Below are 13,927 nucleotides of genomic sequence, written 5' to 3'. Positions count from 1 at the left end.
CAATTGCCCGCGAACGGGATCACAGGTAGATCACGTTCACTGGGTGCCGCCAACCACGCGGCGGGGGGAAAGCGTCGGAGGCTGTGTGAGCCCAACTCTCGGCGGGGTGACGGGGCCCGCCCAGCGGGCAACCCTGCCCACAATCCCGCGTCAACGTGTTCGAGCCGGCGGTGCCGGTACACCGGAGGCACCAGCCACCCGCAAGGTCCGGTTCGCGACGGTCGGGGCCGTCCTGGCCGGGGTGGCGGTGCTGCTGCTGGGCTATCTGCGGATGGCGCGGGCGACCCCCACGAACAGCGACGCGTCCGCCAACGCCCTGCAGGCGTGGGACATGTTGCACGGCGACGTGCTGCTGCGCGGCTGGACGCTCAGTGACGTGTCGTTCTACACCACGGAGCTGATCCAGTATGCGCTGATCGAGGTCTTCTACGGCCTCGACCAGGACGTCGTGCACGTGGCGTCGGCGACCACCTACCTGCTGCTGATCGTGTTCGCGTCGCTGGTCGCCAAGGGCGACGCCACCGGGCGGGCGGCCTGGGCGCGGGTGGCGGTGGTCGTGGCGACGCTGCTGGTGCCGCAGCCGCACGGCGGGTGGGCGATCGTGCTGTACGCGCCGGACCACACCGGGACCGCGGTGCCGCTGCTGCTCGCGTGGCTGCTCGTGGACCGGCGCTCGGCCACGCCGCTGCGGCGGTGGTGGCCGGTCGGGGTCCTGGTGATCCTCGCGCTCGCCCAGGTCGCCGACCCCCTCGCGATGTTCGTCGGCGCGGTGCCGCTGACCCTGGTCAGCGCGGCCCGGCTGGTGCGGGCCCGCACGTGGCGGGGCACCGACGCGCACCTGCTCGTGGCCGCGGTCGGCTCGATGGCGCTCGCGCACGGGCTGCTCGCCCTGATCTGGTGGGCCGGCGGGTTCTCGGTGCACTCGCCGGTGGCCCGGTTCAGCCCCGCCGACCAGCTCGGCGACCACGTGGCGACCGCGGTGACGGCGACCGCGCACAACTATGGCGCGTACCTGCCGTCGCTGGACGGACCGGTGGCGCTCGCCGCCGGGATCGTCAACCTGGCGCTGCTGCTCCTCGCGGTGGCGGCGTTCGGGGTGACCGTCGCCAGGTTCTTCCGCCCGGCGGAAGGGGACCGGGTCGCCGAGGTGATGACCGCCGCGATCATGGTCAACCTCGCCGCGTTCATCGCCTCGACGCAGGCCGGGGACATGGGCAGCGCCCGGCAGATCGTCACCGTGCTGCCGTTCGGCGCGGCCCTCGCCGGGCGGCTGTGGGGTGAGCGGCTCCTCGCCGCCGGCCCGGCCGCCAGGCGGGTCATGGCGGCCGGGTGCGTGGTGCTCGTCGTGGCGTTCGGGACGCAGGCGGCGGCCGCGGAGCCGGAGCCGCCGGAGGCGCACGCGGTCGCGGAGTACCTCGTCGCGCACGACCTGCGGTACGGGCTCGGCAGCTACTGGGGCTCCAACAACATCACCGTCGCCAGCGGCGGGAAGGTCCACGTCGCGCCGGTCATCGGGCCGGACATCCGCTCGTTCCGGTGGGAGTCCGACGCCGACTGGTACGACGCCGCCGCGCACGACGCGCGGTTCCTCGTCGTCGACCTGAAGCATGCCAGGTACGGCACCGTGGAAGCGGCGCTCGCGCAGTTCGGCCCGCCCGTCGAGCGGCACGACTTCGGTCGCTGGGCGTTGCTGGTCTACGACCACAACCTGCTCGTCGGGTTGCCGGCGCAGTGTGGTGGCCTGGCCGCCGCCACGCACAGCCACTGCCCGGCGCTAGCGCCGAAGGTCCCCGGCGCCGGCCTCCTGGAGAAGTAGCTCCCGCGCGGCCGCCGGGCGGCCGTCGGGGTGCAGCAGCAACGAGCCGGCCTGTTCGATGCCGAGCAGGTCGGCCGTTGCCGCGTCGAGGCGGTGCGTGTCCGGGCCCGGCTCGACGCGCGGGTGGCGCGGACCGACCAGCAGCGTGCCGCGGAGGCCGAGCAGGTCCAGGGTCGAGACCCGGGTGCCGTCGCGGTCGAGCCAGGCGTGCTGGACCCGGCCGCCGAGGTCGTTGGGCAGTTCGCTCGTCGTGGGGCGGTAGCTGCCGTCAGGCTGCATCGACCGTTCCGCGTTGCGCAGCCCGACGGGCCGCCGCTCGGCCTCGTAGGTGTCCAGCAGCCGCGGACCGGCCCAGCCGAGCAGCACCCACGCGAGCTTCCAGCCCAGGTCGTGGCCGTCGTGGATGGCGGTGTTCATCCCGGTGCCGCCGCGCGGCGTGATCTGGTGCGCCGCGTCGCCGGCGAGGAACATCCGGCCGGTCCGGTACCGCCGCGCCAGGCGCACCGTGAACCGGAACCGGGCCTCGCGGGTGATCCGGGGCCGCAGGTCCGCCACGCCGGTCGCGGCCCGCAGCAGCGCCGCAGTGCCGTCGCGGCCGTCGGTCTCCCGGCCGTACACCCAGCGGTCGCCGCCGGCCGGCAGGAGCACGCCGGACACGTCCGGGTCGGTGACGGGGTAGATGCCGTAACGGTGCTCGCCCAGGTGGTCCCACAGCGGCGCGTGGAACATCGTGGAGGAGTAGTCGGCGAGGACGCCGGGCCCCTCGGTGCCGATGCCGGCCGCCTCCCGCACGACGCTGCGCGGCCCGTCGGCGCCGACGACGTACGCCGCGGCGACGGTGCGGCCGGCGTCGGTGCGCCGGTCCCGCAGCCGGGCGAGCACCGTGCCGTCGGGGCCGTCGTAGAGGTCGGTGACCTCGGTCGCCTGGTGGATCCGGACGTTGGGGAAGCCCCGCAGGTGCTCGAGCAGGATCTGCTCCAGGGCGTCCTGCGGCACGCACGCCGGCCAGGTCGGGCTGACCTCGAGGGCCTGGTCGCGGGTGGGGAAGCCGACGTCGGCCACGAACCCCTCAGGCGCGGTCAGGTTGCGTGCGACGCGGGCCTGCCAGGTGACGTCGGGGCCGGCGGCGCGGACCCGGTCCTCGATGCCCCACGAGCGGAACAGCTCCATGGTGCGGGTGCTGACCGCGGTGGCGCGGGGCAGGCTGGTGGTGTCCGGCCGGCGCTCCACGAGCAGCACCGGCAGGCCGTAGCGGGCGACGGTGACGGCGGCGGTCAGACCGGCGGGGCCGGCGCCTACGACGAGGACGCTCATCGTCCCCTCCTTTTCACTGGACAGTCTGTCGTGTGGAATCACGGCGCGGGCCCGGCGCTGGTTCGGGCGCGGAACTGTCCTGTGTGGGACAGGCCGGTCCGGTCCGGGGCGGGCATAGGGTGTCGGGCATGGCGATCGATTTCTCCGAGCGCGTGCCCATCGGCGCCCCGGCCGAGGTGGTCGGCCGCATCATGTGCGACGTGGCCCGCTGGCCGCGGTGGACCGCCTCGGTGTCCACAGTGGAGCGGTCCGGGACCGGCCCGCTCGCGGTCGGCGAGACCGTCGTGGTGAAGCAGCCGAAGCTGTCGCCGTCGACGTGGACCGTGACGAAGGTCGGCCCGACCGGGTTCGAGTGGACCTCGCGGTCGGCCGGCATCAGCAACGTCGCCGGGCACTGGGCGACCGACGCCGGCGACGGCACCTGCGTCGCCGAGCTGACGCTGTCGTTCGCGGGGCCCCTCGCGCGGCCGGCCCTGCTGTTCTACTCGGGGCTGGTCCGGCGGTACATGGCCATGGAGGGCGCGGGCCTGCGCGCCGAGGTGACCCGGGGCTGACGTTCGAAAGTTTCCGAGGTATTTCGAGCGTGCGTTTTCGGGTGTACCGTGCCGCTGCGGGACGTATGGCGGCCGAAACTTTCGAAAAGGGGCGCGGCATGGTGACGAAACGGCCGACCATGGCGGAGATCGCCCGCGAGGCGAACGTGGCCATCTCGACCGTCTCGAAGGTGCTCAACGGGCACACCGACGTCTCCGTCGCCACCCGCAAGCACATCGAGCAGCTCCTCGCCGACCGCGGCTACCAGCGGCCGCACGCCTCCCGCCGGCCCGGCCGCCGCAGCGACCTCGTCGACCTGGTCATCAACGAGCTCGACAGCGTCTGGGGCCTGTCGATCCTGACCGGCGTCGAGGAGGTCGTCGAGGCGGCCGGCCTGGGCCTGGTCGTCTCCGCCGTGCACAACCGGGAGAGCCTGACCCGGCGGTGGCTGGAGTCGCTCCTCGCCCGCGGGTCGCAGGGCGCCATCCTGGTCCTGTCCGAGCTCAGCGAGCACCAGCGGGCCGAGCTGTCCCGCCGGAGCATGCCGTTCGTCGTCGTCGACGGGGTCAGCCAGCCGCCGCCGGACGTGCCGTCGATCGGCGCCACCAACTTCGCCGGCGGCTATGCCGCGACCGAGCACCTCGTCGGGCTCGGGCACCGGCGGGTCGCCGCGATCGGCGGGCCGGAGCAGCTGCAGTGCACCCGCGCCCGCATCGCCGGCTACCGGGCGGCCCTCGAATCCGCGGGGATCGTCGCCGACCGGCACCTGGTGCGCTACGGAAACTTTCACCACGACGGGGGCCTGCGGGCGATGGCCGGGTTCCTGGCGTTGCCGGACCCGCCGACCGCGGTCTTCGCCGGCAGTGACCAGCAGGCGACCGGCGTCTACGAGGCGCTGCGGCAGGCCGGGCGCAGCGTCCCGCACGACGTGAGCGTGGTCGGCTTCGACGACCTCAACTTCGCCGAGTGGACGGCGCCGCCGCTGACCACGGTCCGCCAGCCGCTGCACGAGATGGGCGTCGCCGCCGCCCGCACCCTGCTGCGCATCATCGCCGGGGAGCGGATCGAGTCGACCCGCATCGAGCTCGCCACCCGGCTCGTGGTCCGGGAGAGCACCGCCGCGCCGGCCCTGCTGCCGCTGTAACGCCGGTCATACGCGGGAGCGGCCGTTCGGCGGGACGATGGCGGCATGGGTAAGGAGTACGAACGGATCGACGGCCGGCTGCGCACCTTCATCGAGGCGCAGCACATCTTCTTCACCGCGACCGCGCCGCTGTCCGGTGACGGCACCATCAACCTGTCCCCGAAGGGGCTCACCGGGTCGTTCGCCGTCCTCGACGAGCTGACCGTGGCCTACCTCGACTTCGCCGGCAGCAACGCCGAGACCGTCGCGCACCTGCGGGAGAACGGCCGGATCACGCTCATGTGGTGCGCGTTCGACGGCCCGCCCAACATCGTGCGGGTGCACGGGCGCGGCGAGCCGGTGTTCCGCGACGACCCCCGCTGGACGGACCTCGTGGCGCACTTCCCCGGCATCGACACGACGCAGCACGGCCTGCGCGCGATCATCGTCGTGCACGCCGACCTGATCCGCGACACGTGCGGTTACGCGGTGCCGTTCATGACCTACGACGCCGACCGCGACCTGCACGCGAAACGGTTCGCGCGGGAGGACGACGAGTCGCTCAGCAGGTACTTCGAGGGCAAGGACCACGTCGGGGTCAGCCTCGACGGGCTGCCCGGCCTGCCGCTGCCGCTCCCGCCGACGCCAATTCCGGTAGCGGACAGATCCTGACCGCAAACCCGGGCAGGATGAGTCTCGACAGTTCCTGTTGAGAGGGGTCCAGCCATGCCGGGTAACGTGCCTCCGGTCGCCGACGAACGCGACGGTCTGCTCGCCTTCCTCGACCAGCAGCGCCAGGGTGTGCGCAACGCCGCCTTCGGGCTCACCGACGAGCAGGCCCGGCTGGCCCCGACCGCCGGCACCCTGAGCGTCGGCGGGCTCGTCAAGCACCTCGCCCAGATGGAGCGCAACTGGGTGGCCATCATGGTGCAGGAGCCCGGCCAGCAGGCCGACTACGACGACGGCTTCCGGCTCCGCGACGACGAGACCCTCGCCGGCGCCCTCGCCGACTACGCGAAGGCGGCCGAGGAGACCACCGCGGCCGTCGCCGGGATCGCCGACATGGGCCGGCCCGTGCCCGTGCCGAAGGGCGTCCCCTGGTTCCCCGACGACGTCGACGCCTGGTCGGTCCGCTGGGTGCTGCTGCACCTCATCGAGGAGACCGCCCGCCACGCCGGGCACGCCGACCTGGTCCGCGAGGCCGTCGACGGCGCCACCTGCTGGCCGCTCATGGCCGCCGCCGAGGGCTGGCCGGCGACCCCCTGGGTGCAGCCCTGGCAACCCGCCACCGGCGCCGCGCAGCCCGCCTAGCCTGGAGGGCATGGCCGTCCCCGCCGCCCTTGTGGCGGTCGCCGCGGTGGTGTTCGCGAGCGGCACCGCGATGCTGGCCGGCGCCCAGGGTGGCACGCCGGCCGGCCCGCCCCTGGCGGCACCGCTCGCCGGGCCGCCGCCGGCCGGGCCCGCCCGGGCGGACCGGGCGATGCCGGTCGACCCGTCGGCATCCGTCTCGGTCTCCGGCTCTGGCTTCGGCTCCGGAATGGCTTCGCCGCCGATGGCGTCTCCGTCGATGGCGACGCCCTCCGCGGCGGCGTCACCGTTCGCGTCGGGGGCCGTCTGGACCACGGTGAACTGCGCCGAGGTGCGGATCCGGGTCGGCGGCGGTGCGCCGCCGACCGACGCCGGCGGCCCGCTCGTCCCGGCCGGCGCGACCACCGTGACCCGGTGCGAGACGCCGCTGGCCACGGGACGCCCGGGCCGGTCGGCCACCGCCGTGGCGGCGCCGAAGGTCCTCACGACCGGTGTCGACCAGCTCGCCGCGGTGCTCAACGCGCTGCCGGCGGTCCCGGCGGATCAGGCCTGCCTGCCGATCACCCTGCCGGTGCAGCTGAGCCTGGTGTTCACACTGCCGGAGCAGCAGCCCCTCGTGGTGATCGTCGACCCGACCTGCTCGGCGCTGATCGCGGGAGACCGGGCCAGGTCCTACACCGCCCTGAACCCGCTGCCCGTCTTCGACAGCCTCTACGCCGCCCAGCCGACCTCGCCCTGAAGCAGAAGGCGTCCTGAAACAGCAGAAGGCAAGGAGAAATCAACTCCCTGCCACTTCTAACGTATAGCGCACCAGGGGGCTTGCGGCAAGACCCGGGTCGTGGCGCAGAATCGGCGGCCGGGCACGGCGCCGATGGGGAAGTGGGGGCGCGGCATGGCTGTGGTGGATCTTCAAGAGGTTTACGCGACGCAGGTCGCGGCCGTCGGGGGCAAGGCCGCGCACCTGGGCGGGCTGGCGCGGATCGACGGCGTCCGGGTGCCGTCCGGGTTCTGCGTGACGACGGCCGCCTACCGGCAGATCCTGGCGGAGGCGCCGGCGATGGACGAACAGCTCGACCGGCTGGCGCGCCTGGACCCGGACGACCGGGACGCGATCGGCGCGCTCAGCGCGCGGATCCGCCGGACCGTCGAAGGCGTCACCATCCCGGCCGACCTGGCGGCGGCGGTCGCCGGCGCGCTCGCGCGGCACGGTGAGGACGCCGCCTACGCCGTGCGGTCCAGCGCGACGGCGGAGGACCTGCCGACGGCCTCCTTCGCCGGCCAGCAGGACACGTTCCTCAACGTCGTGGGGCCGGCCGAGATCCTCCGGCACATCGCCCGGTGCTGGGCGTCGCTGTTCACCGAGCGGGCCGTGACCTACCGGCTGCGCAACGGCTTCGACCACCGCACGGTGCACATGGCCGTGGTCGTGCAGCGCATGGTGTTTCCGGACGCGTCCGGCATCCTGTTCACCGCCGACCCCGTCACGGGCAACCGGAAGGTCGCCACCGTGGACGCCGGGTTCGGCCTCGGCGAGGCCCTGGTCTCCGGGCTGGTGAACCCGGACGTCTTCCAGGTGCGCGACGGCGAGATCGTCGCCAGGTCGGTCGCCGCCAAACTGCGCGCCGTCCAGCCCCTGCCGGCGGGCGGGACGCAGGAGGTGGCGGTCGACCCGCACCGGCGCGACCAGCCGGCGCTGACGGACGCGCAGGTCGTGCGGCTCGTGCGGCTCGGCCGGCGGATCGAGGCGGAGTTCGGCCGCCCGCAGGACATCGAGTGGTGCCTGGCCGGCGACGACTTCCAGATCGTGCAGAGCCGGCCGATCACCACGCTGTTCCCCATCCCCGAGACCGGCGACCAGGAGCCCCACGTCTACGTCTCGGTCGGTCACGGGCAGATGATGACCGACCCCATGAAGCCCCTGGGGCTGTCGTGCTGGCAGCTGACGGCCATGGTGGCGATGCACGAGGCCGGCGGGCGGCTGTTCGTCGACGTCACCGGGCGCCTGGCCACACCCGCGGGCCGCGCCGCGCTCCTGGAGGTCATGGGCAAGGGCGATCCGCTGGTCAGGGACGCGCTGGAGACCGTCCTGGACCGCGACGACTTCGTGCCGACGCAACCCGACCCGCGGCCGGACCCGGCGCCCGGCCGGCCACCGGGTGCCGCACCGGCGCCGATCGGGACCGATCCGGCCATCGTCACCGGACTGATCGAGCGCAGCGAGGCGTCCATCGCCGCGCTGCGCCGCGACATCGCGACGGTGAGCGGACCGGCGCTGTTCGACTTCCTGCTGGAGGCCTTCCAGGAGCACAAGCGGGTCCTCGGCGAGCCGCTGAACTTCCAGGCGATCATGGCGGGGATGGAGGCCACCTGGTGGCTCAACGACCAACTGCTGGAATGGCTGGGCGAGAAGAACGCGGCCGACACCCTCACGCTGTCCGCCCCCGGCAACATCACGTCGGAGATGGGACTGGCGCTGCTCGACGTCGCCGACGCGGTCCGCCCGCATCCGCAGGTGGTGGCGTACCTGCGGGACGTCGGGGACGACGGTTTCCTGGACGAGCTGCCGAAGCTCGCGGGCGGGACCGAGGCGCGCGACGCCATCGAGGCCTACCTCGACCGCTACGGCATGCGCTGCGTCGGCGAGATCGACATCACCCGGCCGCGGTGGCGGGAACGCCCCAGCACGCTGGTGCCGCTGATCCTCGACAACGTCAAGCTCTTCGCGCCGGGCGCCGCCGGGCGCCGCTTCGAGCAGGGACGGCGCGACGCGCAGCAGAAGGAGCAGGAGGTGCTGGCCCGGCTGCTGGCCCTGCCGGACGGTGAGCGGAAGGCCGCCGAGACCAAGCGGATGATCGACCGGGTCCGGACGTTCATCGGCTACCGGGAGTACCCGAAGTACGGCATCATCAGCCGCTACTTCGTCTACAAGCAGGCCCTGCTGGCCGAGGCCGACCGGCTCGTGCGGGCCGGTGTCCTGCCCGAGCGGGAGGACGTCTTCTACCTCACGTTCGCCGAGTTCCACGACGCCGTGCGCTCGAACCGGGTGGATCACCAGCTGATCCACCGCCGCAAGGACGCGTTCCGGTCCTATCACGCGCTCACGCCACCCCGGGTGCTGACGTCCGACGGCGAGGCCCTCACCGGGGCGTACCGCCGCGACGACGTGCCGGCCGGCGCCCTGATCGGCGTGCCGGTCTCCGCCGGGACCGTCGAAGGCCGCGCCCGCGTCATCGTCGACCTGGCCGAGGCCGACCTGGAGGCGGGTGACATCCTCGTCACCACCCACACCGACCCGAGCTGGACGCCCCTCTTCGTCGCCGTCGCGGGCCTGGTGACGGAGGTCGGCGGGGCGATGACCCACGGCGCGGTGATCGCCCGGGAGTACGGCCTGCCGGCGGTCGTCGGTGTCGTGGACGCCACCCGGCTGATCGCCGACGGGCAGCGGATCCGGGTGCACGGCGGTGACGGGTACGTCGAGCTCCTGCCGTGACGCACCCGTCAGCGCCTGGTCAGCACCTGGTCAGCGGGTCCAGAAGCCGGCCGGTTGCGCCTCGATGTCGGCCGCGGACGCCTCGATGTAGCCCGCGACCGGCAGCAGCGCGATCGCGGCCCGGTCCCCGGCGGCGGCCATCTCCCGCATGATCGCGGCCTGCCGCCGCGCCCGCTGCACGAACACCTCGCCGAAGGCGGGCCGGTCACCGTCGTAGCCGTACGCGTCGAGCAGCAGATGCACGCGCCGGGACCGGTCCGCGTTGTCGTGGAAGCCCAGCCCGTCGGCCACGTCCGCCGGGCACAGCGGCACCCACCACAGCGCCGAGAGCGCCAGGTCGTACTCCCGCGTCGACGGACCCGCGGTGTCCCAGTCGAAGAAGCCGACGAGGCGGTCACCGTCGAGGACCGCCGCGTTGTACGGGGCCGCGTCCTGGTGGCCGATGATGTCACCGGGTCGCATCGTCCGTCCGGCGAACCACTGGGCGTCCGCCGCCGGCACGAAACCGGCGGTCAGGTCATGGACGCGGCGCAGCCACCGGCCGACCTGGGTGAGCGTCGCGTCGGTGAACGTCCACGCCGGCCACGGGAACCGGCCGGCGGCGGTCTCCCCGGGCAGGTAGGTGAGCATCTCGCGGCCCTGGTCGTCGAAGCCGAGCGCCCTGGGCGCGCCGTCGAACCCGGCGTCCTCCAGGTGCCGCAGCACCGCGTGCACCGTCGGCGTCCACGGCGACGCCTCCTTGTGGACCACGTCGCCGATCCGCACCGCACCGACGGTGTTGCCGCCGGCCAGGGTCTCTTCGCTCATCGATGCTGTATACCCGCCGCCGGGTGCCGGTCGCACCCGATTTAGCGGCGGGCGGGTCAGCCGAGCTTGAGCCAGAGGGCGCCGAGCGGCGGGACGCGGAGCTCGGCGGAGGCCGGCAGGCCGTTCCACGGCACGGCGGTGGCCTCGACGGCGCCCATGTTGCCCACGCCCGAACCGCCGTAGACGTCGGCGTCGGTGTTGAGGATCTCCGCCCAGCGGCCGGTGAAGGGCAGGCCGACGCGGTAGCCCTCGTGCGGGTGGGCGGCGAAGTTGACGACGACCGCGACCGCGGAGCCGTCGGTGCCCCAGCGCAGGTAGGAGAAGACGTTGCCGCCGGAGTCCTCGTTGTTGATCCAGCGGAAGCCGTCGGGGGTGATGTCCTGGCTCCACAGGGCCGAGGTGCGGGCGTAGACGCCGTTGAGGTCGCGGACCAGGCGTTGCAGGCCGGCGCGCTGCGGGTCGTGCAGCAGGCCCCAGTCCAGACCGCGTTCCTCGCTCCACTCCTGCTCGTCGCCGAGCTCGCAGCCCATGAAGAGCAGCTGCTTGCCGGGGAAGGACCACATGTACGCCAGCAGCGCGCGGGCGTTGGCCAGCTTCTTCCACAGGTCGCCGGGCATCTTGCCGACGAGGGAACCCTTGCCGTGCACGACCTCGTCGTGGCTGATCGGCAGCAGGTAGTTCTCGCTCCAGGCGTACACCGTGGCGAACGTCATCTGGTTGTGGTGGTACTGGCGGTACACCGGGTCCTTGGCGACGTAGGTCAGGGTGTCGTGCATCCAGCCCATGTTCCACTTGAAGCCGAAGCCGAGACCGCCGGCGTCGGTGGGGCGGGTGACGCCGAGCCACGCCGTGGACTCCTCGGCGATCATCATGATCCCGGGGTGGTGCTTGTAGACGGTCGCGTTCGCCTCCTGCAGGAAGGAGATCGCGTCGAGGTTCTCCCGGCCGCCGTACTGGTTCGGGGCCCACTGCCCGTGCTCGCGGGAGTAGTCGAGGTAGAGCATGGAGGCGACGGCGTCGACCCGCAGCGCGTCGGCGTGGAACTCGTCGCACCAGTAGAGGGCGTTGGCGACGAGGAAGTTGCGGACCTCGGAGCGGCCGAAGTCGAAGATCAGGGTGCCCCAGTCGGGGTGTTCGCCGCGCCGCCAGTCGCCGTGCTCGTACAGCGGGGTGCCGTCGAAACGGGCCAGGGCCCAGGCGTCCTTCGGGAAGTGGGCCGGGACCCAGTCGAGGATGACGCCGATGTTGGCCTGGTGCAGGCGGTCCACCAGGTAGCGGAACTCGTCGGGGTTGCCGAAGCGGGCCGTCGGCGCGTAGTAGCCGGTGACCTGGTAGCCCCAGGAGCCGCCGAACGGGTGCTCCATGACCGGCAGGAACTCGACGTGGGTGAAGCCGAGGTCGCTGACGTACTCGGTCAGCTGGTCCGCGAGCTCCACATAGGACAGACCGGGCCGCCACGAGCCGAGGTGGACCTCGTAGACGCTGACCGGCGCCTCGTGGGTGCGGCGCTCGGCGCGCTGGGCGAGCCAGTCGCCGTCCTTCCAGTCGTAGCCGGAGCGGTACACCACCGACGCCGTCGCCGGCGGGACCTCGGTGTGCTGCGCCAGGGGGTCGGCCTTCTCGACCCAGCCGTCGTCGGGGGTGAGCAGGCGGAACTTGTACCGGTGGCCGGCCTGCGCGCCGGGCACGAACAGCTCCCACACGCCGCTGCCGCCCAGGGAGCGCATCGGCCAGCCGGCGTGCACGTCCCAGCCGGTGAAGTCGCCCACGACCCGGACCCCGCGGGCGTTCGGCGCCCACACCGCGAACGCGACCCCGCCGGGGCGGGTCTGCGCGCCGAGGACCGTCCACAGCCGCTCGTGCCGGCCCTCCTGGATCAGGTGCAGGTCGAGCTCGCCGACGGTCGGCAGGTGCCGGTACGGGTCGTCGGTCACCACCCCGTCGGCGTCGATGCGGTAGTCGGTGACGATGCCGGGCAGCTCGGCCTCGAAGACGCCCTCGCCGTGCACCTGCCGCATCGGGTACCGCTCGTCGTCGGCCACGACCGCGACGGTGCCGGCGCCCCGGCGCAACGCCCGGATCACGGTCGTGTCGGCACGGTCACCTCCCACTGGGTGGGCGCCGAGGATGCCGTGCGGGTCATGGGACCGGCCGGCGATGAGGTCGTCGAGATTCATAAGCTCCGTCACCTGGGTTCCGTCAAGGAGCCCTTGACCAGCCGCTCGATGGACTGCAGGGGGATCCGCAGCCAGGTCGGCCGGTGCCGGGACTCGTAGGCGGTCTCGTAGACCGCTTTGTCCAGCTCGTAGGCGCACAGCAACGCCTGGTCCTCGCGGGGGTCGTAGCCGGCGGCGGCAGCATAACCGTCGCAGAAGGCGGTCCGGTTACGGTCCACCCACTGCCGGGCCCGCTCGGCGAGGGCCTCGTCGCCCTCCTCGCCGACGAGCAGCTGGTAGGCCGCGTACTCGTAGGAGCGCAACATCCCGGCGACGTCGCGCAGCACCGAGTCGGGGCGGCGGCGCTGCTCCACCGGTACCCCCGGCTCACCCTCGAAGTCGATCAACAGCCACGACTCGGGGGTGCGCAGCACCTGGCCCAGGTGGAGGTCTCCGTGGATGCGCTGGACCTTGATCGGGTCGTCGCCGGCGTCGCGGAACATCGCCTGCGCGCCCGGCACGAACTCGGCCAGCTGCGGCACCGCCTGCACCGCGGCGTCGAGCCTGGCCAGCATCGCCCCGGCCGGTGCCGGGGCCACCTCGGAGCCGAGCTCGACGGCGAGGGTGCGGTGCACGTGCGCGACCGCCTCACCGAGCCGCCACGACTCGCCGGCGAAGTCGCCGCCGACCTCCTCCGGGTTCAGGTCGTGCTCGGCGAACAGGTCCCGGGCGCTGGTCGCGGCCATCGCCCAGCCCTCGGCGGAGTTCTGCGCGTATTCGGTGACCATGGCGAGCGTGACGGGTGCGCCGTCGGGGTCGCTGCTCTCGACCGCGCCGAGGAGCCGGGCCACGTTGGGGCAGCCGGCCCGGGCGAGGACCCGGTTGAGCTCCAGGTCCGGGTTGATGCCGGGGGACACCCGCCGGAAGACCTTGAGGATCGCGGCGCTGTCGAACACGACGCTGGTGTTGCTCTGCTCCGCGTCCACGACCCGGGCCGGCGCCTGGACCGGCAGCGCCACCCCCGGCTCCGGCACGAACCGGACCCCGTCGACGGTCGCACCGGTGTCGATCAGGCCGAGGAGCCGCTGCGCGCACTGCTCGTCGTAGAGGGCGTCGGAGCCGGTGTGGTCGCCGTCGGCGCCGATCAGCGCCGCGGCCTGCAGCTCGCTGATGACGTTGAGGTCCCAGCCGACGAACACCTGGTAGCGCTCGGTGCCGCCGTCCTCGTAGTGCGCGTCGAGCAGCACGTGGTCGACCTGGTCGGGCAGCGGCGTGACGACCGCCGGGCGGACGTCGGTCAGGGTGCGGTTACGGCCCGCGTACCACCGCTGATGCGGCAGCCAGTCGGTGAACGGCAGGGCAGTCATGATGGGTGTCTC

At 73.1% G+C, this 13,927-nt stretch carries 11 protein-coding genes; 7 read left to right on the top strand and 4 right to left on the bottom strand.

What is annotated here, in order from left to right:
- Positions 1-85 precede the first annotated feature (85 nt).
- Positions 86-1,816: a hypothetical protein gene (locus Dsi01nite_RS14190; protein ID WP_203846598.1), complete on the top strand. Its 1,731-nt coding sequence runs from the start codon at positions 86-88 to the stop codon at positions 1,814-1,816.
- Here the strand turns inward: Dsi01nite_RS14190 and Dsi01nite_RS14185 are convergent.
- Positions 1,775-3,130, bottom strand: a complete 1,356-nt coding sequence (locus Dsi01nite_RS14185) for an FAD-dependent monooxygenase (RefSeq protein WP_203846597.1) — start codon at positions 3,128-3,130, stop codon at positions 1,775-1,777. The genes Dsi01nite_RS14190 and Dsi01nite_RS14185 overlap by 42 nt on opposite strands.
- 128 nt (positions 3,131-3,258) lie before the next feature.
- Here Dsi01nite_RS14185 and Dsi01nite_RS14180 point away from each other — a divergent pair, with 128 nt between their 5' ends.
- The 6 genes from Dsi01nite_RS14180 to rph all read left to right on the top strand — a co-directional run bounded on the left by Dsi01nite_RS14180 (position 3,259) and on the right by rph (position 9,585).
- Entirely contained in the window at positions 3,259-3,684 is a 426-nt protein-coding gene (locus Dsi01nite_RS14180; RefSeq protein ID WP_203846596.1) for an SRPBCC family protein, read from the top strand.
- Positions 3,685-3,782: 98 nt separating this feature from the next.
- Positions 3,783-4,808: a LacI family DNA-binding transcriptional regulator gene (locus tag Dsi01nite_RS14175; RefSeq protein ID WP_203846595.1), complete on the top strand. Its 1,026-nt coding sequence runs from the start codon at positions 3,783-3,785 to the stop codon at positions 4,806-4,808.
- A gap of 45 nt (positions 4,809-4,853) precedes the next feature.
- Positions 4,854-5,459 carry a pyridoxamine 5'-phosphate oxidase family protein gene (locus Dsi01nite_RS14170; RefSeq protein ID WP_203846594.1) on the top strand — a complete coding sequence of 202 codons (606 nt, stop codon included), beginning with the start codon at positions 4,854-4,856 and terminating at the stop codon, positions 5,457-5,459.
- 54 nt (positions 5,460-5,513) lie between these two features.
- Complete coding sequence (locus Dsi01nite_RS14165) at positions 5,514-6,098, top strand: DinB family protein (RefSeq protein ID WP_203846593.1); 585 nt, start codon at positions 5,514-5,516, stop codon at positions 6,096-6,098.
- A gap of 10 nt (positions 6,099-6,108) precedes the next feature.
- The gene (locus tag Dsi01nite_RS14160; RefSeq protein ID WP_203846592.1) at positions 6,109-6,834 is read left to right on the top strand and encodes a hypothetical protein; all 726 of its coding nucleotides are present in this window, start codon (positions 6,109-6,111) and stop codon (positions 6,832-6,834) included.
- Between the two features lie 153 nt (positions 6,835-6,987).
- A complete protein-coding gene (rph, locus tag Dsi01nite_RS14155; protein ID WP_203846591.1) occupies positions 6,988-9,585 on the top strand; it encodes a rifamycin-inactivating phosphotransferase in 2,598 nt (865 codons plus the stop codon).
- A 30-nt stretch (positions 9,586-9,615) separates the two neighbouring features.
- Here rph and Dsi01nite_RS14150 read toward each other — a convergent pair whose 3' ends face one another.
- Genes Dsi01nite_RS14150 through Dsi01nite_RS14140 form a run of 3 tightly spaced genes read right to left on the bottom strand, consistent with a single transcriptional unit; the run spans position 9,616 to position 13,915 of the window.
- Complete coding sequence (locus Dsi01nite_RS14150; RefSeq protein WP_203846590.1) at positions 9,616-10,392, bottom strand: phosphotransferase; 777 nt, start codon at positions 10,390-10,392, stop codon at positions 9,616-9,618.
- A 56-nt stretch (positions 10,393-10,448) separates the two neighbouring features.
- A complete protein-coding gene (gene glgB, locus Dsi01nite_RS14145) occupies positions 10,449-12,569 on the bottom strand; it encodes a 1,4-alpha-glucan branching protein GlgB (protein WP_203846640.1) in 2,121 nt (706 codons plus the stop codon).
- Positions 12,570-12,577: 8 nt separating this feature from the next.
- Complete coding sequence (locus tag Dsi01nite_RS14140) at positions 12,578-13,915, bottom strand: maltokinase N-terminal cap-like domain-containing protein (RefSeq protein ID WP_203846589.1); 1,338 nt, start codon at positions 13,913-13,915, stop codon at positions 12,578-12,580.
- Between the last annotated feature and the right edge of the window lie 12 nt (positions 13,916-13,927).

The organism is Dactylosporangium siamense, assembly GCF_016862795.1.
Taxonomy (GTDB): domain Bacteria; phylum Actinomycetota; class Actinomycetes; order Mycobacteriales; family Micromonosporaceae; genus Dactylosporangium; species Dactylosporangium siamense.
The sequence above is the reverse complement of the archived record's forward strand: the minus strand, read 5'-3'. Positions and strand labels throughout refer to the sequence as shown.